We start from the raw sequence: 21,945 nt of genomic DNA on the forward strand, positions 1-21,945 counted from the left end.
GTCCCCGACCACAGCCGTGCTCACGACAGGATCTCCTCTTGAACGTCGTCGGTTTCCGGTTCGCTGTCCGCGGTCTCGCGCGCGGGAGTGCCGGTGAGAGAAAGGAATACGTCATCCAGGCTGGGGCGGTGTACCTTCGCGTCGAGCACCCAGACCCCGGCGTCGTCGAGCCTGCGCAACGCCTCCACCATCGTGCGTGAAGCATCACCCACCACGATCGACACCTCGTCGGTGCCCGGTTCGTGGCTCGGCTCCCCGACGCCGACCTGAGCGAGCACCGACAAGGCCGGTGCAACCTGTTGCCCTGGCGTCAACGTGACGGTGAGCCGGTCGCCACCGATCGAGGTCTTCAGCTCGTCGGCCGAGCCGCGCGCGATCACGTGGCCGTGGTCGATCACGGTGATCCGGTCGGCCAGCTGATCGGCCTCCTCGAGGTACTGCGTGGTGAGCAGCACGGTCGTGCCGTCGCTGACCAGGTCGCCGATGACCCGCCACACGTCCAACCGGCCACGCGGGTCGAGGCCGGTGGTCGGCTCGTCGAGTACCACCACCGCGGGCTTGGCGACCAGGGCACCCGCGAGATCGAGCCGCCGCGCCATGCCACCGGAATAGGTGCCCGCCCTGCGGTCGGCCGCGTGCTCCAACTGGAATTCGCCGAGCAGTTCCCGTGCGCGTGCGGACGCCTTCTGCTGCGACATCCCGTACAGCCGCGAGATCATCCGCAGGTTCTCGTATCCGGTCAGGTTCGCGTCCACCGCGGCGTACTGACCGGACAAGCCGATCCTGCGCCGCACCGCCGCGGGGTCGCGCAAGACATCGACCCCCGCGACGCGCACCGAACCCGCGTCGGGTTTCAACAACGACGTCACGATCCGCACGGTCGTCGTCTTGCCGGCCCCGTTCGGTCCGAGCAGGCCCATCACCGTGCCCTCTGGTATCTCCAGATCGATCTCGTCGAGTACCCGGGTCCGGCCGTAGTTCTTGACCAGGCCGTGCACTTGCACCGCCACACTCACGCGCGATTCTCCTTCGTCTCCGACATGATGTTCGTGCTCTGTTCCAGCGCCGCCCGCACGATCGGCCCGATGACGTCGAGTGAATCCGGCGCCGTCATGGCCGAGTGCGTGCAGCGCACGTCGTGATCGTCGATAGCGCCGGTGACGAACGGTCGCCACGCACCCGCCCTGCGACGCGGGTCGTTGATGTTGATGTCGTCCTCGACCGCGGTGAAGAACAGCAGGTCGCCGTCGAAGGAACGCGGCTGGAAGCCTTGCGCGAGCTCCGCGCCGTTGGCGTATCCCGCGTACAACCGCTCCAGTTGCTCGAGGGTGAGCGCCGCGAAGGCGCCCGGCTGGTCGACCACGAGTTGTGCGGCCTCGCCCAGTGTCATCGAGGAGTCGATCGCCGCACCGTCGAAGTCGCCGCCGCCGAATTCGCCGATGATCTCCGACATGCTCGGCATCGCGGAATCCATCAGGTCTTCGGTCAGCCGGTGGCTGTCGAGCATCGACAACAGCGCGACCTCGTCGCCCGATTCGCGTAACTGCACCGCCATCTCGTGGGCGATCAGGCCGCCCAACGACCAGCCGAGCAGGTGGTAGGGACCCTGCGGCTGGATCGACTTGATCTGTGCCACATAGTGTTGCGCGGCCTCGGCGAGCGAGGAGTAACCCCGCTCCCCCGCCACATGCGGCGACTGCACGCCGTACACCGGCTGATCCGACGCCAGGTGTGGCAACAGCCCGGTGTAGCACCAGGACAGACCGACACCGGGGTGCACGCAGAACAGCGGCGCCTTGTCCGTCGCCGCGGTGACAGGGCGGATCGGCAACACCGGTGCCAGTGCGGAAGCGAGGGCCGTTTCCGGCGCGCCCTCAGTGTCGTCGAGGCGCGCGGCGATCGCCGCCGGGCTCGCCGCACCGAACATCACCTGCACCGGAAGATCGATGCCTTCCTCGCGCAGTTGCGCGACGACCTTCGTTGCCAGCAGCGAGTTGCCGCCGAGCTCGAAGAATCCGTCGTCCGCGCCGACCTTCTCGATACCGAGGGCCGTGGCGAAGGCGGCACACACGAGTTCCTCGTTCGGTGTGCTCGGCGCGCGGTAGCCCTCGCCCGCGGTGAACACGGGCTCGGGCAGCGCCTTGCGGTCCAGCTTGCCCACCGGGCTCAGCGGCACCCGGTCCAACAGCATGATCGACTGCGGCACCATGTAATTCGGCACCAGACCCGACACGTGCGTGGTCAACTCGGCCACGCTCGGTGCGCTGCCGTCGCGCGGCTTCACATACGAGACCAGCGCGGTGACGCCCGCGGTGGTCCGATGTCCGATCGTCGTGCTGAACTCCACGTCGCCGTGGCGAGCCAACGCGGCGTCGATCTCGCCGAGTTCGATACGGAAGCCGCGGATCTTGACCTGGTGATCGGTGCGGCCGACGTACTCGATGTCGCAGGGCGCGACCGACTCTTCGACGCTCTCGGCCTGCTGCGCCCACCAGCGCACCAGGTCACCGGTGCGATACATGCGCTCGCCCGGCTTGCCGTACGGGTTGGCGACGAAGCGCTGAGCGGTCAGACCGGGCCGGTTGAGGTAGCCGCGAGCCAGCACCGAACCGGCCAGATGCAGCTCACCGGTGACACCCACCGGAGCCGGGTGCAGGCGCGAGTCGAGCACGGCCGCACCGACACCACGGATCGGGCCGCCGATGGTGATCGGGCCGCCCGCCACCATCGGCCGCGAGATCACCGTGACGATGGTCGTCTCGGTCGGGCCGTAGACGTTGTACAGGTTCCGGTTCGGCGCCCAGCGGGTGACCAGGTCCGGCGGCAGCGCCTCACCACCGACGAGCACGTGCTGCAAGTCGGTGACTCCGGCCGGGTCGACCGTGCCCAGCGCCGAGGTGGTGATGAAGGCGTGCGTGATGCCCTCGTCGATGAACACCCGACCCAGCTCCGCACCGCCGACCACCCCGTCGGGGGTGATCACCAGAGTCGCCGCGCCGCCGAGTGCGAGCAGCAGATCGAGCATCGCAGCGTCGAAACTCGGCGTCGCGAAGTGCAGCACCCGTGAATCCGGTCCGACGTCGAAGCGTTGCGCGGTCTCGGCGGCGAAGTTGGACAGCCCGCCGTGGGTGACCACCACGCCCTTGGGCGTTCCGGTGGACCCCGAGGTGTAGACGACGTAGGCGGGGTTGTCCACACGCAGCGCCACCGTGCGTTCGTCGTCGGCGATCGGGGCGTCCGAGGCCGCGAGCACGAGATCCCGGTTCGCGGGTTCGTCCAGCACAATCCACTTCCCGCCACCGGGCAGCCGGTCACGGTGTGCGGTGAGGGTGATGCCCAGTGCCGCACCGGAATCCGACAGCATGTGCTCGATGCGGTGCTGCGGGTAGTTCGGGTCGACCGGCACGAAAGCCGCACCGGCCTTGGTGACCGCGAGCACCGTGGCGACCGACTCGAACGAGCGCGGAATACCCAGTGCCACCAGTGATTCCGGACCGATCCCCGCGTCGATGAGCACCCGTGCGAGCCGGTTCGACCAACGATCGAGCGCGGCGTAGGTGACGCGTTCGCCGTCGGCGACCAGCGCCACCGCAGCCGGGTCGGCACGCGCCGCTCGCGCGAACACCTCGGGGAAGGTGACGGGTCGATCGGCCTGCGCACCCTGCACCTGGGCCAGGCTCGACCATTCCGCGTCATCGAGCAGTTCCAGATCGCCGACGGCCGTGGCAGGGCTGGCGGCGATCGCGCCGAGCAGCCGCACCAACCGCTTGCCGAGCCGCAGCGCGGTCGACTCCTCGAACAGATCGGCGGCGTAGTTCACCGACAGCCGGATGCCCGCAGGCTCCCGATCGGCGTTCCTGGTTTCGGTGAGCGTGAACTGCAGGTCGAACTTCGCGATACCGGTGTCGATGTCCTCGGCCTCGATCCGCAAGCCGGGCAGTTCCAGCAGACCCGTGGAGTCGCTGCCGACCGAGAGCATCACCTGGAACAGCGGGTGATGCGCCTGCGACCGACCGGGATTGAGCACCTCGACCAGACGCTCGAACGGCAGGTCCGCATTGGCGAACGCATCGAGATCGCCGTCGCGCACCTCGTGCAGCAACTCGGTGAATCCCGCGTCGGCATCGATCCCCGTGCGCAGCACCAGCGTGTTGACGAACATGCCGACCATGCGGTCGAGCGCGGGATCGCCGCGCCCCGCGATCGGAGTACCGACGGTGATGTCGTCGGTCGCGGTCATCCGGTGCAGCAGCACCGCGAGCGCGGCGTGCAGCACCATGAACATGCTGACGTTGTTGTTCGCGGCGATGGCGCTCAGTTCGCGGTGCGTACCCGGTTCGACCGTGCACTCCACGATGCCACCACGGTAGGACGGCGTCGGCGGACGCGGCCGGTCGGCGGGCACGCTGAGCAGTTCGGGGCTGGCCGCGAGCGTGCCGCGCCAGTAGTCGAGCTGCTTGGCGATCGCGGACTCGGGGTCGTCCTCGGCGCCGAGCGAATCCTGTTGCCACAGGGTGAAGTCCGCGTATTGCACGGGCAGCTCGGCCCAGTCCGGCTGCTGCTGCGCGCAGGCCGCGCGGTAGGCGGTCGCGATATCGACCGCGAGCGGCTCCAGCGACCACCCGTCCATCGCGATGTGATGGACGACCAACACGAGGATGTGCTCGTCGGACTGCTCCGCGGTGTCCGTGCCGGTCACCGTGATCAGCTCGGCTCGCAACGGAACCTCGTCGGCCAGATCGAAACCGGGTGTGGCCGAACGACGTACACGTTCGGCGACTTCGTCCGGCGCGGCAACGCTGGTACGCAGTGCGATCGCCGCGGCGTCCTGATCGAGCACGACCTGCGTCGGCTCGCCCTCGGACTCCGGGAACACTGTGCGCAGGGTCTCGTGCCTGGTCTGCACCGCGTGCAGCGCCGAAGCCAGGGCCTCGGTGTTCAGGTCGCCGGTCATCCGCAGCACCATCGGCACGTTGTAGGCGCCGCCGGATTCGCCGACGCCGCCGATGTCATTGAACCGGTTGAGGAACCACAGCCTGCGCTGCGCCGCCGACAACGGAATCCGGTCCGGCCGCTCCTGACGAACCAGCGGGGGCCGCGCCGACTCCTCGGCCGTCCCCGTTTCGAGCAGTTCGGCGAGCCCGGCCACGGTCGGTGCCGCGAACACCGCACGCACCTCGAGCCGGATATTGGTCGCGGCCGCGATCCTCGACACGAGTTGGGTGGCGAGCAACGAGTTGCCGCCGATGTCGAAGAAGCTGTCGTCGGCACGCACCGTCGACACGCCGAGCAGTTCACCGATCACCTCGGCGACCAGTGTCTCCGACGCGGTCTGCGGCGCACGGCCCTCGATCTCCGCGACGAAACGCGGTTCGGGCAGTGCCGCGGTGTCCAGCTTGCCGACCGGTGTCAACGGAATGCGGTCGAGCACGGTGATACTCGCGGGCACCATGTAACCGGGCAACACGTGCGCGACGTGGGCGCGAACCGCATCCACGTCGACGGTGTCGCCCGCCGCCTGCACATACGACACGACGCGATCGACTCCCGCGACCCGACGCACCTCGGTGTGCGCGAACCGTACCTCGGGGTGGGCGCTCACCGCTGCGGTGATCTCGCCGAGTTCGATGCGGAAGCCACGCACCTTCACCTGGTGGTCGCTGCGGCCGAGGTAGACCAGCTCGCCTTCGGCGTTCCAGCGCACCACGTCACCGGTGCGGTACAGACGTTCACCTTCGGGGCCGTACGGGTCGGCGACAAAGCGCGTCGAGGTGAGTGCGACACGATCGAGGTAGCCGCGCGCCACACCGTAACCACCGAGGTACAACTCGCCGGGAACTCCCACCGGCACCGGACGCAACCGCTCGTCCAACACCAGGGCACGGGCATCGCGCACGAGCGAGCCGATGGTGACCGGGCGATCGGGCGTCAGCTCACTGATCGTAATGACGATCGTCGTCTCCGTGGGGCCGTAGCCGTTGAACATCCGACGTCCCGGCGCCCACCTGGCCACCAGGTCGGGTGCGCACGCCTCGCCGCCGACCATCACCGCGCGCAGATCCGGCAGCGCCCAGCGGTCCCGGTCGACGGTCGCCAACGCCGCGGGCGTCATGAAGGTGTGCGTGATCCGCTCGCGCTCCATCAGCGCGCCGAGCTCGTCACCGCCGTACACATCCGGCGGGCACAGCACCATCGTCGCGCCCGACCCGATCGCCAGCAACAGATCGAGCACGGCGGCATCGAAGCTCGGTGACGCGAAATGCAAAGTGCGCGAATCGGTGTCGACGGCCATCCGGTCGCGCAGCTCGTCGGCGAAGTTCGAAACGCCACCATTGGTGACGGCCACGCCCTTCGGGGTTCCGGTCGAGCCCGAGGTGTAGATCACGTACGCGAGGTCGGCGATTCCGGTGCTGCGCCGCCGCTCGGCGTCGGTCACCGTGGTGTCGTCCCGAATGTCCAACTCGGTGCGCACATCGAGGTCGTCGAGGAGCAACCACTCCGTGTGTGTCCCGCCGTTCCCGTTCGCCGACACCGTCGCACCGCGCAGCGTCGACGCCTCGGCCGACACCGTGACACCCACCGTGCATTCTGCGTCGGTGAGCATGTGCCTGATCCGATCGGCAGGGTAGCGCGGGTCGACCGGCACGAACGCCGCGCCGGCCTTCGCGACGGCGAGCGCTGTCGTCACCGAGTCCAGCGAGCGGGTCAGCCCGAGGGCGACCCGGTCGTCCACTCCGATGCCTCGGGCGATCAGCACCCTGGCCAGCCGGTTGGCGCGGCGGTCCAGCTCGGCGTAGGTCACCTCGCCGCCGTCGGATCGCACGGCGACACGATCGCCGTGCGCGGCGACGGTGGCGTCGAACAGACCCGACAGCGTGCGCCGATCGGCACCGCGCGGTCCGTGCGCCGGGCTCAACAGCCTGCGCTCGCGCTCGGTACGAGTGTCGATGTCGCGCACCAGGACTCGCGCCTCGGTGGTGACGGCACCCAACACCCGCAGGAAGCGGTCGGTCATCGTCTCGATGGTCGAGGCATCGAACAGCTCGGCCGCGTAGACGAATTCGAAGCCACGCTCGGAATCGCCTGCGGTCGCGCCGTTCTCGGTGACTCGCAGTTCCAGATCGAACTTCGCCAACGCGATGTCGAGCTCCTCGGCGCGCAGCGCGAGGCCCGGCAGTTCCAGAACCGGTACCGGGCCGTCCTGCACGCTCAACGCCACCTGGAACAGCGGAGGACGACCGGTCGAACGCGCGTCCCGACCCAGCTCGTCCACGATGCGCTCGAACGGCACGTCGGCATTCGCCAACGCCGCGAGTTCGGTATCGCGATCGGCACGCAGTAACGCGGCGAACGTGGAATCGGGGTCCACGTCCGAACGCAGTACCAGCGTGTTGACGAACATGCCGACCAACTCGTCCAACTTGGTGTCGGTGCGACCGGCGACCGGCGTGCCGATCACGATGTCGCGACCACCGGTGACCGAACGCAACAGCACCGCGAGCGCCGTGCGCAGCACCATGAACATGCTGACGCCTTGCGCCTTGGCCAGTCCGTCGAGTCCACGCAGCACCTCGTCGGGCACCGTGAAGCGCACGGTACCCGCCTGATTCGACGGCTCAGCGGGACGCGCGCGGTCATACGGCAAAGGCAGTTCGTCCGGCACGTTCGCCAGTGCCTCGCGCCAGTAGGCGAGCTGGGTGCCCGCCACACTCTCGGGATCGGTTTCGTCGCCGAGGCATTCGCGTTGCCAGAGCCCGAAGTCGGCGTACTGCACGGGAAGTGGCGTCCACTCGGGTGCCGCGCCCCCGGAGCGCGCCGCGTAGGCGAGGGCGAGATCCCTGGTGAGGGGCCCGAGCGACCAGCCGTCGGCCGCGATGTGGTGCAACGCGATGCCGAGCAGGTAGCGCCGAGGTGCGGTGCGCAGCAGCGTCACTCGCAGCGGCACCTGGGTGGTGAGGTCGAATCCGGTGCGCGCGAGGGTGTCCAAAGCGGAGCGCGCGCCCACGTCGTCGGTGTCTATCGGCGTCGTCGTCGGCAGCGCCCGCGCGGTGGGCAACACCTGTTGGTGCGCGCCGAGGTGGTCTTCGGGGAAGATCGTGCGCAGTACCTCGTGCCGCTCCACCAGGTCGGTGAGCGCGGCACCGAGCGCGTCCACGTCGAGTTCGCCCGCGACTCGAAGGACGAACGCGATGTTGTAAGCACTCGATTCCGGCGCGTACCGGTTGAGGAACCACAGCCGCTGCTGCGGCAGCGACAGCGGAACCCGGTCGGGTCGAGGATCGTGCACCCGCAGCGGCGGACGCAGGGTGTCCGGCGCGGCGAGCAGCTGTTCGGCGATCGCCGCTACCGTCGGTGCCTCGAAGATCATCCGCACCGGCAGGTCCACCCCGAAGTGGGTGTGCAACGCCGCCGCGAGCCGCGTGGCCAGCAGCGAGTTGCCGCCGATGTCGAAGAAGCTGTCCTCGGCGCCCTCGACCCGATTGCCGAGCACCTCACCGAAGACGGCGGCCACCTGGATCTCGAGATCGGTGTTCGGCGCGCGGGACGCGCCGACTGCGACGAAGACCGGCTCCGGCAATGCCTTGCGGTTCACCTTGCCGGTCGGTGCCAGCGGCAGCTCGTCGAGCACGGTGAGCGAAGCGGGAACCATGTATCCGGGCAGGCGGCCACGGGCGGTATCGAGCACCGATTCCGGGGTGAGGGCCTCGGTGGCGGTCACATACGAGGCGAGACGCGGTTGGCCTTGTTCGTCGGTGTGCACCACAGTGAGCGCGAACTCGATACCGGGATGCTCGCGCAGCGCGTGATCGATCTCGCGCAGTTCGATGCGGAAACCGCGAATCTTGATCTGGTCGTCGATCCGGCCGAGGAAGCGCAGGTCACCGTTGGCGTTCACGACCACGAGGTCGCCGGTACGGTACATCCGCTCGCCGCGGCGCCCGAGCGGGTTCGCCGGGAAACGGGAAGCGGTGAGCCCGTTCCTGCCGTGGTAACCACGCGCGAGGCCAGGTCCGGACAGATACAGCTCACCCGGCGTGCCCGGCGGTACGGGGTGCAGCCTGGTGTCGAGCACGAACAGCCGCATGCCGCGCACCGGATTACCCAGTGGCACCGGCTCTCCCGCCACCATCGGCGCACTCGCGGTCGCCGCGACGGTCGCCTCCGACGGGCCGTACATATTGTGCATGCGCCGTCCGCGCGACCAGGTCGAGACCAGCTCCTCCGAGGACGCCTCGCCACCGACGATCACAGTCTCCAGCGTCTCGAGTCCTGCGGTCGGCACCGTCGCCAACGCCGCCGGGGTGACGAACGCGTGGCTGATCCGTTCCTCGCGCAGCAAGGTGGCCAGTTCCGCGCCGCCGTACATGCCCGAGGGAGCCACCACGATCGTGGCCCCCGCGGCGAAACCGAGCAGCAGCTCCAGCACCGACGCGTCGAAGCTCGGCGACGAGAAGTGCAGCGTCCGTGCGGAATCCGTGACCCGGAACCGATGACGTTGCTCGTGCGCGAGCGAGGAGATCCCGGCGTGGGTGACCACGACGGCCTTCGGCTTGCCGGTCGAGCCCGAGGTGTAGATGAGGTAGGCCGGATGACTCACCCGCAGCGGGTGGCGCCGGTCGACATCGGTGATCGCGCGGGTGGTGTGATCGGCGCAGGCCACGGCCAGTTCCGGTGAACCGAGCACCAACCAGTCGACGCCGGTCCTGCGGTGTTTGCCGCCCGCCGCCTGCCACTCCGGCATCGCGACCAGGCTGGTGGCGTCGGTGAGTCCGAGCGTCGCGCCGGAATCACCGAGCATGTGCGCGATGCGCTCGCTCGGGTAGCTCGGATCGACCGGCACATACGCGGCGCCGGTCTTGGCGACCGCCCAGATCGCCGCGATGGAATTGAGCCCACGCGGCAGGCCGATGGCGACCACCACTTCCGGTCCCGCACCGCGCGCGATCATGGCGCGCGCCAACCGATTCGACATCTCGTCGAGCTCGCGGTAGGTGGTGTCGATGCCGAGGTAGCGCACCGCAACCCCGTCGGGCATGCGCTGGGCGACCTCGGTCAGCAGACGCGGCAGGGTGCAGAACGGCTCGGCGGGCGCGGCCGGAATGGGCGCCAGCTTGTCGGCTTCCCTGCGGTCGAGGATCGCCAGGTCACCGACCGGCAGGTCGGGGGTCGCCACTACGGCGCCGAGCACCGCGACGAACCTGCGCGCGAACGATTCGACCGTCTGCGTGTCGAAGATGTCGGTGGCATAACCGAATTCGGCCGACAACGGGCCGTCACCGGCGTCGTCGCGCACCACCAGTTGCAGGTCGAACTTCGCCACATCGGAGTCGATCGCGAGCACCTCGGCGCGCACATCGGGCAGGTCGATCCGCAGATCGGGTGCGCGGTCATAGGAAAGCATCACCTGGAACAACGGGTGGCGCGCCGCCGAACGCTCCGGGTTCACCACCTCCACCAGTCGCTCGAACGGCACGTCGGCGTTGGCGAAGGCGTTGAGGTCGGTTTCGCGGACCACGTCGAGCATCCGCCCGAATCCCGCGTCCGGCTCGACCTGAGTGCGCAGGACCAGCGTGTTCACGAACATGCCGACCAGCTCGTCGAGCGCGGGGTCGGAGCGGCCAGCGATCGGAGTGCCGATGCTGATGTCGGTACTCGAGCAGATCCGCGACAGCAGCGTAGCCAAGGCCGCGTGCAGCACCATGAACATGCTGACGCCACGCGCCGCGGCGAGTTCGCCTGCGGCGCGCCGGATCTCGGGATCAATGGTGAATTCGACCCGGCCACCGGTCGTCGAGCGCTGACGCGCGCGCGGCCGGTCCAGCGGCAGGTCCAACTGATCGGGCAGGCCCTCCAGCGCCGAACGCCAGTAGGTGAGCTGACGACTCAACGCACTGGACGGATCGGATTCCGCGCCGAGTAGTTCACGCTGCCACAGCGAGAAGTCCGCGTACTGCACCGGGAGTGGTGTCCACCGCGGTGCCACACCCTCCGCACGCGCGGCGACCGCCACCATCAGGTCACGGGCCATGGGCGCGATCGACCAGCCGTCACCCGCGATGTGGTGCAACACCACCAGCAGCAGATGCCGGTCGGGTGCCGTGCGGTAGAGCGCGACCCTGATCGGCGACTGCGTACGCAGGTCGAAGCCGGCACCGGTGAATTCCGCTGCCGCGGCGGCCAACTCGTCCTCGGTCGCATCGATCGGATCGAGTGTGAGTTCGATCTCCTCGACCGGCTGGATGCGCTGGTAGGGCCCCTCGGTGGATTCGGGGAAACTGGTGCGCAGGCTCTCGTGCCGGACCACCACATCGTGCAACCCCGCACGCAGGGCCCCGACGTCGAGCGGACCGTCCACCCGCAGGGCCAGCGGCATGTTGTAGGCGGCCGAGTGCTCGGCGAAACGGTTGAGAATCCACAACCGCTGCTGCGCCAGCGACAGCGGCACCCGCTCCGGGCGCTGCCCCGCGACCAGCTTCGGCGAGGCGACGTCGCTGGTCTGGGCGGCGAAACGCTGCGTGAGCGTCTCGATGGTCGCCGCCTCGAACAGGTCGCGGATAGTCACCCCGGTGCCGAACGCGGCATTGATCCGCGCGACCGCGCGCGCGGCGATCAGCGAGTTGCCGCCGAGCTCGAAGAAGTTGTCCTGTACGCCGATCCGGTCGATCTCGAGCAGCTCGACGAAAATTCCGGCGAGCACCCTTTCCACCTCGGTGCGCGGTTCGGCACTGGGCCGGATGGTCCGTGCGGCCGCGTGGGGGGCGGGCAGCGCCTTGCGGTCGATCTTGCCGTTGCCGCTCAATGGCAGTTCGTCGAGTTCGATCAACGTCGTGGGCACCATGTAGGCGGGCAGGGTGCTGTGCAGGCCGGTGAGCACCGACACCGTGTCGATCGGGTCGTCACCCGTATCCGAACGGGCGACCACGTAGCCGACAAGCTCGTCACCCGTGCGGCCCGCGTGCGCGACACACACCGCACGCGCGATCCGCTTTTCGGCGAGCAGCGCGGCCTCGACCTCGCCGAGTTCGATCCGCAGGCCGCGGATCTTCACCTGGAAGTCGCTGCGGCCCATGTACTCCAGGACGCCGCTGTCCGCTACGGCGTGCGCGCCCACCGGCGTGCGATCGAGCTGCCAGCGCGCCAGGTCACCGGTGCGGTACATCCGGGCTCCACCCGCGAACGGGTTGGCCACGAACCGATCCGAGGTGAGCCCGGACTGTCCGAGATATCCGCGCGCCAGCTGAGCACCCGCCAGATACAGCTCACCGACCACCCCCGGCGGAACCGGTTGCAGTCGGGAATCCAGCACATAGGTTTGCGTATTCCACACCGGTGCGCCGATCGGCACACTCACCGGATCCGGCTCGCACGGCCAGTAGGTGACGTCGACGGCGGCCTCGGTGGGACCGTACAGATTGTGCAGCTCGGTCTCGGGCAGCACGCGATAGAAGTCGCGGACCGTCGCGGCCGGTAGTGCTTCACCACTGCAGAACACCCTGCGCAGCACCGAAGAACCGCTGACATCCGCCTCGGTGACGAACACCGAAAGCATCGACGGCACGAAGTGCGCTGTGGTGACGCCCTTCTCGGCGATGACCCGGGCGAGATAGGCCGGATCCCGGTGGCCCTCCGGCGCGGCGAGTACGAGCCGTGCGCCGATCTGCAAGGGCCAGAAGAACTCCCACACCGATACGTCGAAGGTAGCCGGGGTCTTCTGCAGCACGACGTCGGTGTGATCGAGCGCGTATTCGTGCTGCATCCACCGCAATCGGTTGACGATCGCGGAGTGCGCGACGCCGACACCCTTCGGTCGACCGGTCGACCCCGAGGTGAACAGCACGTAGGCCAGGTGCTCCGGGCGCAGCGGTGCGAGCCGGTCCGCGTCGGTGATCGGCGAGGAATCGAAATCGCTGAAATCGAGGGTGTCGATCGCGAGACTCGGTGCTGGCAGGTCGATCTCGTCCTCGGAGGAGCCCAGAACGCACACCGCGCCCGCCCTGCGCACGACCTGTGCCGAGCGGTCCTGCGGATGATCGGGATCCAACGGCAGGTAGGCGGCGCCCGTCTTGACGATCGCGTACATACCGACCACGAGTTCGATGCCGCGCGGCAAGCGCAGCCCGACCACGGTGTCCGGGCCAGCGCCCTGGGCGATGAGCAGTCGAGCGAGTCGGTTGGTCAGCTGGTCGAACTCGCGGTAGGTCAGCGACGCGGAATCCTGCTCGACCGCCGTCGCGTCCTGGCATCGCGCGACGCGCTCGGCGAAGGCGCTGGCCAGCGTGTCCTGCCGCACGGGAGCGTCGGTGTCGTTCCACTGCCGCACCACCCGCTCGCGCTCGGAGTCGGTGATCGCGGGCAGTGCCTGCGCGGGCGTCTCGGGGTCCAGGGCCATGAACCGGCCGAGGAAGTCGAAGAAGCGGTCGTGGTGCGCGGCGATCTCGACGTCGCTGTAAAGCTCGGGGTTGGCCTCGAAATCGATGTGCACACTGCCGCCGACCCCGTTGTACAGGTTGACCGACAGATCCTCGACCGGACCGGTGGCCAGGATTTTCAGCGAGCCGACAAGCTTGCCGAAATGCAGCTCGTTGTTGAACATCATGATGTTCACCATCGGGCCGAAGAAGCCGCGCGACTCCCGCGCGTAACCACTGTCACGGCGGATGTCGTCGCTGCGGTAGCGCTGGTGGCGCAGTGCGCCGGTGATCTGGAGATCGGCGGCCTTGGCGACCGCACCGATGGTGGAGTGCTCATCGAACCGCAGCCGGATGGGCACCACATTGGAGACCACACCCGCGGAACGACGCAACGACACCGTGGTGCGCGCGGACACCGGCAGGCTCAAGACCACGTCCGAGCTGCCCGTTACCGATCGCACGTAGGCACCGAGCGCGGTGACGAAGACACCGGCGTTGCCGGTACCGAACCTGGCGATGGCCGCCATGACGGCCGCGCGGTCGTCGTCGTCGAGTTCGCCGGTGGCCCTGCGCCTGCCGACGGCCGTCGAGGACTCACCGACCGCGCTGCCGCTGAGGCTGATCGGCTCGCCCGCCCCGTCCAATTGTTCGCGCCAGTACTCGCGGTCGCTGGTGAACCGGTCGGAATCGCGGTAGTGCACCTCGTCGGCGTAGAGCTCCTGCAGGGGGGTCGCGCGGGAGGCGACCGGCTCGGTCTCGTTCTCCAGCGCGGTGTAGATCTCCGCCGAGCGGGTGAGTGCGTTCATCGCGCCGTAGCCGTCGATCACGATGTGATGGGCGCGGGAGTACCAGAGGTATTCGGCGTCACCGACCCGCAACACCACGTTGGCGACCAGCGGTTCGTTCTCCAGGTCGATCGGCGAGTTCGCGTTCTCGTTCATCCACCGCAGGGCGGCCGCGTGCGGGTCCGGCTCGAGGCGCAGGTCGACCCTGCCCCAGCCTGGACGCATGCTCGGGTCGACCAGCTGGTAGGGCACCCCGTCGATCTCGACGAGCCGCACCTGACCGACCTGAGTCTCCGCACCGAACCGCTCGATCGCGTACAACAGACGACCCACGTCGAGATCACCATGGATCTCGACATACTGCGCGATGGTCAGCGGCACGTCGGGACGAATCCGCTGCGCGTACCAGAGGGCCGTCTGCGCGGGCGACAGAGCGAACGGTTCTGCCGAGACTTCTCCAGATGAACATTGGTCGACGCGATCCGTGGCCAATGAACTCATCAATCACTCCGTTCTGCCGCTGTTGGCGCACACTCCCCAGGGCGTCTCCACGAAAGGCGCACGTGCGCCAGCCGTAGGACGTGATCCACGCAGAATGATTCGGAGCATCGGATCGGCCGGATGGCCAGCGTGTTGGATTTGTTTCACATCCCTCGTCGTATATAGCGACCCGGAGTGAACAGCTACCTTTTCGCTAACTCAAGAGTGGCTGCGTAAAAATCAGGGTGACAACGCTATTCAGCGGTGATAGGACACCAACATTACCGCATGGCAATGCAATAGCGAACCATTAGAGGGAACTGCGGAAACCCCACATCTAGGGGGCGGCAGGGCAAGAACATACCGAGCGTTCGGCCGCTGGGGCCTGATCGGGCAACGGGTTTCAGTTCCGGCGCCGCCGCAACGCCGCCAGCGCACCCGCCACGACAGTCACCGCCACCAAGGCGTATTCCGGGGCGGGGCCGACCCGCGTCGCCAGTGTTTCCTGCGTGCGCAACGGCAACGAAGCGACCAGCGCCGCCGGCACGAATTGCGCGGACTGCTGCGCCAACGCACCGTCGGCGGTCACGATCGCGCTCACGCCGGTGGTCGCGGCGACCACCAGCGCCCGCCCGTGCTCCACCGCACGCACCCGCGACATCGCCAACTGCTGGTAGGTCATCTCACTGTCGCCGAAGGTGGCGTTGTTCGTCGGGACCGTCAGCAATTGGGCGCCCGCGCGCATCGAGTCCTCGAAGGCACGATCGAAGGCGACCTCGTAACAGGTGGCCACCCCGATGTCGACGCCACCGGCGTGCACGGTACCGTCACCATGTCCAGGGACGAAATATCCTGCGCGGTCGGCGTACTCGGAAAAGTGCCGGAACAGCTCGCGCATCGGCAGGTACTCGCCGAACGGCTGGATGATCTTCTTGTCATGCCGGTCCCCCGGTCCGGCCGCGCCGTTCCATACCAGCACCGAATTCGTGGTGGTGCGATCGCTGTTGACCAGCACCGCACCTACCAGGATCGGTGCGCCGATCCGCTCGGAGGCGTCGCTGATGAGCGCCGCCGCGTCCCGGTTGCGTACCGGGTCGATGTCGGAGGCGTTCTCCGGCCAGATCACCACGTCCGGCTTCGCCGCCTGCCCTGCGGCCACCGCGTCCGCCAGCTCATTGGTGCGGCGCACATGGTTGTCCAGCACGGCCCGACGCTGGGCGTTGAAATCGAGGCCGAGCCGGGGGACGCTGCCCTGGATCGCGGCCACGGTGACCGTACTGACGCCGTCGTCGGGGGCGGGCAAGGTCGCGCGCAGCGCCAGTCCCACCAGGGGGGTGAGCACCAATGTGGCAGCGGCCAGGAGGATTCCGATACGGGCGGCTCGTGCCGGTGGTGGTGCGGCGGCATCGGATCGGCGCCAGGAAGACAGCGTGGCTCCCTCCTCCGACCGGGCGCGAACGTCTGTGGCTTCCGAGGTCACTGTCGCGGTAGCCGGCGGTGCCGACGAATCGTCGGTGACGTCTCCGTCTACCGGCTGTTCGTTCGCCGCCGGTGCGGGGCCCGGCACAGCGTCCGCCGTCGCGGTGGGTGTCGTCGCGGTGGGTGTCGCTTCGGTGGCGAACACCGCGCGCAGCCCGCCGAGCAGCGCCACCGCCGCCGTCGCGGTGAGCGCCACCGCGAATCCGATCAGCGGCGCGCCCCCCACCGAAGCCAACGGCAGATACCAGCCGTCGGCCTGACCGAAAGCCACACGCCCCCAGGGAAATCCGCCGAACGGGAAACTGGATCGGACCCACTCGGCGGCAACCCACGCCGCCGCGGTCCACAACGGCCACCCAGGCAGCGCGCCGACCAGCCTGGCCACCGCCCCGAACGCCCCGAAATACAGCGCACATACCGTCGACAACGCCAGCCACGGCACCGGCCCCACGTAGATGCCGGTCCACGGCAGCAATGGCACGAAGAAGCCGAGCCCGGCCAGGAACCCGAAGCCGAACCCGCCACGCAACCGACCGTTGCCGTGCACGACCGCCACGAGCAGGGCCAGACCCAGCGGCGCGAGAAACCACAGCGGCCGCGGCGGGAAGCTACCGAACAGCAGCAGGCCGGACAACACCGCCATGACCGCACGCACCAACGTCGGATAACGACGGCACACCGCGACCACCGGACCGATCATTGCCGAACCCGCACGCGTCATTACTCGAACACCCTCCGGCACAGTGACTTCCGACCTATTCAACCGTTGACGACCTGCCTCGAGGCATGCCGAGGCACCCCTCGAGCGCGCACGCGACAACCCGGACACTCAGCTCGCGCACGCCGTCGAAATTCAGGCGACCCAGGATGCGAGGACAAAGCCCCTGCGGTAGACGATGCACCGCCAGACCCACCCCGCCCCCGAACCTCAGCGCACTCGGGTCGCCAGGACGAAGCCCCGGCGGCACACCGCACACGAACAGACACGCCCTGACCCCACGGCTGCCCCCACACACGCCACCGAACCCCGACCGACCCGAGGCACGAGGGCACAACCCCAGCAACACACAGCACACAAACAAACAGACTCTCGTTCAGCGGACGTTCCCCCGCACGCCACCGAACCTTGGTCGACTCAGGTCGCGAGCACGATGCTCCAGAGCTCGTCGGTGCGCAGCCAGACAACCACCTGCCCCACGGCCGCACCCGCGCTCGCGTCGAGTCAGGCCGCATGAATAGTGACTCCGCGGTGCACGGTGCGCAGGCAACGCGGCAATGCCGCGCCCGGCGTCAGCGGCGGCAGGCCGGGCACCCGCGAGCGCGGGTCGGTGGACCAGCGTTGCACCGAGTCGGCGGCGGCCGCGACCACCAGTTCGTCCGCGTCCCACACGGCGTACGAGGCGGGTGCACCGGGGACCAAAGTACCCGCGAGACCGTCGCGTACCCCGCCCGCGCGCCAGGCGCCCCTTGTGGCCGCGGCGAACGCCGCACGCGGTGACAATCCGTGCCCGGCGGTCTGGTGCTCGACCGCCGCGCGCACCGCGGCCCACGGGTCGAGGGCGGTGACCGGGGCGTCGGAACCGATCGCCAACGAGATTCCGGCCGAGGCCATCGCGGCGAACGGATTCAGCGTCGCGGCACGTTCGCGGCCAAGGCGCGCGGCGTACATGCCGTCGGTTCCGCCCCACGCCGCGTCGAACCCCGGCTGCACGCTGGCGATCACGCCCCACGCGGCGAGGTCGGCGATCTGCGCGGTGTCGACCAGTTCCGCGTGCTCCACGCGGTGGCCACGCGCGGCCACCTTGGGCCCGCCGAGCTCCGCGACGACCCTGCCGATCCCGGTGACCACCGCGTCCATCGCGGCGTCACCGATCACATGGAATCCCGCCTGGATACCGGCCTCGGTGCAGGCGCGGACATGCGCCGTCACCGCGTCGGCATCGAGATAGCCGCGACCGCGCCCGGCGTCGTCGTGGTAGGGATCACGCAGCCACGCCGTATGTGAACCGAACGAGCCGTCGGCGAAGAGGTCGCCGCCGAGAGCGTGCACACCGAGTTCATCGACGAGCGCGCGAGCGGAATCGGCGTCGGCGACCAGCTCACCCCAGTACGCGCGTACCTGCACGCCGTGCTCGAATTCGAGCAGTTCGCGCACGTCGTCACGGCCGGAGATGTCGGGTCCCGCGCACTCGTGCACCGCGACGATGCCGCGCGCCGCCGCATGATCCAGTGCGGCCCGGCGCGCCCGATCACGTTGTGCCCGTGACAATCCCGCCAACGCCGCCGCACGAACCAGGTGGTGGGCTCGCGCACAGAGCGGAGCACCCGGGGTGTAGCCGTCGGCAGCGCTCGCCTGTGGCACCGAATCCAGCAGCGCCGAGGACACGACCGCCGAGTGCACATCCACCCGCGACAGGTAGACCTGCCGTCCTGGGCCGACGGCGCGGTCGATCTCCTCGATCGTCGGGGGGCGTTGTTCGGGCCATTCGGTGTCGTCCCAGCCGTCGCCGAGCAGTGTGCCGTCCGGGTGCGCGGCCGCGAAGTCGGCCAACCGGCTCAGACACTGCGCGAGCGACCGCGCGGACGAGAGGTCCAATCCGGTGAGCGTGCGGCCGAGCGCGCTGACGTGCACGTGTGGGTCGACGAACGCGGGTGCGACGAACGCGCCGTCCAGGTCGATGATCTCCGCGTCAGGATGCAGTGCCCGTCCCGGTCGTTCGGCGCCCAACCACACCACCGTGCCGTCACTCACCGCCATGGTGGTCGCATCGGGGGAACTCGAACTGTAGATACGACCGCCGACCAGTAACTGGGTACTCACGACCTGACAGTCTGCCGTAGGCCGGGGAATCGATTCCGGTCAGCCATTGCACCGTACCTTTGCCGAGCCCGAAAGCGTTATGTGCCAACCGGTTTCATCGTGCCGACTCGACAGCACAGTAGTGTCACTGTTCTCGCCGAGACGGCGGACGCTCGCCGAGGGTTCGAGCACGCTCGCGGTCGACCGGTGAACTCCAGCAGGGAGATCGTCTCCTCGACGGCCAACCGAGGCTCGCAGCGATGCTAACGACATCACTCCGCAGCGGTCCCAGGTCGAATACTTCGCCGTTCCCGGACCGCGCCGGTACCTGAGGTCATCGAAGCCCCTCGACGGATCCCCGAGAAGTCGCGCGCCACGGCGGGGGCGACTTCGTTGATTACGCGCCGGGAATGGCGCGATATCCGCTGCCGTGACCGTCGTCGTAATACTGGTGCACGACCGTGCCGTCGACCACGTCGTCGCCATCGATCACCACGCCGCGATACGGCATGCGGGCCGCGAGGGCGCCGAGGCGGCGGGTGGCGAACGCAGCGGCCACCGGGCGGATCAGCCATCGCGTCGGAGGCAGCAGGAACAGGAGGCCGAACACCGAGGTCACCAAGCCGGGGACGAACATGAGGAATCCGCCGGTCGCGACGAGGGCGCCGTCGGCGAGCGCGGTTCCCGGCTCGACCTCGCCGCGCCCCGCGCGACGGAACTGCTCGAGCACGCGCCGCCCCTGCGAGCCGATCAGCAACATGCCCGCCGCCGACCCCGCGATCAACAACAGCACGGTCGCTACGACACCGAGCCACTGCGCCACCGCGAACAACGCGGCGATCTCGACGACGACGTACAGGACGAACAGCAGTGCGGGCATGGCGATCCTTTCGGACGATCTAACCGTTCCAACGCGCGGCGCCTCGATTTTTCTCCCGAAACAGCCTGATAGCTCGCTGAGACCCGGATGCGGTGACCGCACTCACCCGCCGGGCCGCACGAGACCGGTCTCGTAAGCCAACACCACGGCCTGGACGCGGTCACGCAGGCCGAGTTTGGTGAGCACCCGCCCGACGTGGGTCTTCACCGTCGCCTCGGACAAAAACAACTGCCCCGCGATCTCGGCATTGGATCGACCGGCCGCGATCTGTTCGAGCACCTCACGCTCGCGGGCGGTGAGCACGTCGAGGATGCCTGGGTCGCGCATGCTGGTCGGGTCTTCGGCGATCAGCCGCCCCAACAACCGCTTGGTGACCTTCGGCGACACCACGGCGTCACCCGCGGCCACGCTGCGGATCGCCGAGACCAGATCCTCGGGCGGGGTGTCCTTGAGCAGGAAGCCGCTCGCGCCGGAACGCAACGCGCCAAGCGCGTGTTCGTCCAGGTCGAAGGTCGTCATCACCAGCACCCGACACCCGTCACCGGCTTCGACGATGCTGCTGGTCGCGGCGACACCGTCGACCACAGGCATCCGCACATCCATCAGCACCACGTCGGGTCGCAGCTCCGCGGCCTGGGTGATCGCGACAGCACCGTTGGCGGCCTCGCCGATCACCTCGATGTCCGGGTGCGCGCCGAGCACCATCTTCAACCCCATGCGCATGAGTTCCTGGTCGTCGACGATGAGAACGGTGATCGGCACCGGCCCAATCTAACGCGTGGCGCGCATTCCGCTCGATCCGGCTGCGACGACGGCGAATCCGCTCCGCGACAACGTTTCCTGAGGTTGTCAGGACTCGCCGTCGGATTCGTCCGGCACCGAGACGGACTCGTCGTCCGGCTGGGTGACCACCGGGATGCGCGCACGCACGCGCCACCCGCCGTCGCGGGCGCGCCCCGTCTCCAACGTGCCGCCCAGCACCGCGGTGCGCTCACGCATGCCGACCAGGCCGAGTCCGCTGCCGGTGATCCGCTGGGGTGCACGCACCGGTACCCCGCCGCTGTCGGTGATCTCGACGGTCACCGCACCGGGCTCCCGACGCACCCGCACCCACGCCTTCGGGTGCGGGCCCGCGTGGCGCAGGGTGTTGGTGAGCGATTCCTGCACGATGCGGTGCACACCGAGGCTCACCTCGGGCGCGATCGCATCGAGTTCGCCGGTCAATTCCAGTTCCACGGCCAAACCGGTGCCACGCATCATCTCGACCATGTTGGCGATGCCCGCGGTGCCGTGCTGGGGCAACTGGCCGGGTGCGTGCTCGGTCCGCAGCAACGCGACGGTCCTGCGCAATTCGCGTAGCGCCTCACGACCGGTACCCGCGATGGTGTTCAGTGCCTGCTCGGCGACGTCGGGGTCGTTGCGCAGCGCGTACCTCGCGCCGTCGGCCTGCACGATGATCACGCTCACCGAGTGCGCCACCACGTCGTGCAATTCGCGGGCGATACGGGTGCGTTCGGCCGCGACGGCCTCGTGTGCGCTGCGTGCGATGTCGTAGTCGGCGACCGCGAGACGCGCGGCGACCTCGGCGTCGTAGGCGCGGCGCGCGCCGACGAATTCCGCGATCGCCCAGCACAATGCGTAGACCATGACGGTAACCAGCACGTCGCGGCCCTGCGGTTTGTCGATGGCCACGTGCGATAGCACCGTGTCGATGACGAGGCCGAGCGCGAACAGCAGCCCTTCTCGCCGACCGACGTAGGCGACCACGGTGTAGAGCATGATCCCGAGGCCGATCAGCGCAAGGTGGTCGGCGTCGTCGTGGGTGAGATACCCCACCACCGACGTCACGAACGACAACCCGAGCAGGACGAAGGCCATGGCGGTCGGGTACACCCGCCGCAACACCAACGGCAGCGGGAGCAGCACCCCGATTTGCAGGTAGACCACCGTGTTCGCGGCCTGATTGGCGCCGATGATCTCCAACGCGAACATCAGCGCCGCGAGCACGGAGTCGGCGACGATCGGCTTGTCGCGTAACCACAAACTGAACCGGCGCACCGACTCAGCCTAGAACCAACGCCACCGCACGCGCCCGCGGCGGCGGGCGTT

At 68.6% G+C, this 21,945-nt stretch carries 7 protein-coding genes; all 7 read right to left on the reverse strand.

Going from position 1 to position 21,945, the window contains the following annotated elements; translation table 11 throughout:
* Nucleotides 1-20 precede the first annotated feature (20 nt).
* On the reverse strand, nucleotides 21-1,016 hold the full coding sequence (locus tag ABEA50_RS12680) for an ATP-binding cassette domain-containing protein (RefSeq protein WP_345495501.1): 996 nt from the start codon (nucleotides 1,014-1,016) through the stop codon (nucleotides 21-23).
* Entirely contained in the window at nucleotides 1,013-14,698 is a 13,686-nt protein-coding gene (locus tag ABEA50_RS12685) for an amino acid adenylation domain-containing protein (RefSeq protein WP_345495502.1), read from the reverse strand. Before ABEA50_RS12685 ends, ABEA50_RS12680 begins: the two co-directional genes overlap by 4 nt.
* 382 nt (nucleotides 14,699-15,080) lie before the next feature.
* A complete protein-coding gene (gene lnt, locus ABEA50_RS12690; RefSeq protein WP_425577601.1) occupies nucleotides 15,081-16,877 on the reverse strand; it encodes an apolipoprotein N-acyltransferase in 1,797 nt (598 codons plus the stop codon).
* A gap of 501 nt (nucleotides 16,878-17,378) precedes the next feature.
* Complete coding sequence (locus tag ABEA50_RS12695) at nucleotides 17,379-18,977, reverse strand: amidohydrolase (RefSeq protein ID WP_345495503.1); 1,599 nt, start codon at nucleotides 18,975-18,977, stop codon at nucleotides 17,379-17,381.
* Between the two features lie 376 nt (nucleotides 18,978-19,353).
* Nucleotides 19,354-19,836, reverse strand: coding sequence for an FxsA family protein (locus tag ABEA50_RS12700; protein ID WP_345495504.1), 483 nt, complete (start codon nucleotides 19,834-19,836; stop codon nucleotides 19,354-19,356).
* Between the two features lie 102 nt (nucleotides 19,837-19,938).
* Entirely contained in the window at nucleotides 19,939-20,598 is a 660-nt protein-coding gene (locus ABEA50_RS12705) for a response regulator transcription factor (protein WP_345495505.1), read from the reverse strand.
* An 87-nt stretch (nucleotides 20,599-20,685) separates the two neighbouring features.
* Complete coding sequence (locus ABEA50_RS12710) at nucleotides 20,686-21,894, reverse strand: sensor histidine kinase (RefSeq protein WP_345495506.1); 1,209 nt, start codon at nucleotides 21,892-21,894, stop codon at nucleotides 20,686-20,688.
* Nucleotides 21,895-21,945 lie beyond the last annotated feature (51 nt).

Source organism: Nocardia callitridis, assembly GCF_039543305.1.
GTDB lineage: Bacteria > Actinomycetota > Actinomycetes > Mycobacteriales > Mycobacteriaceae > Nocardia > Nocardia callitridis.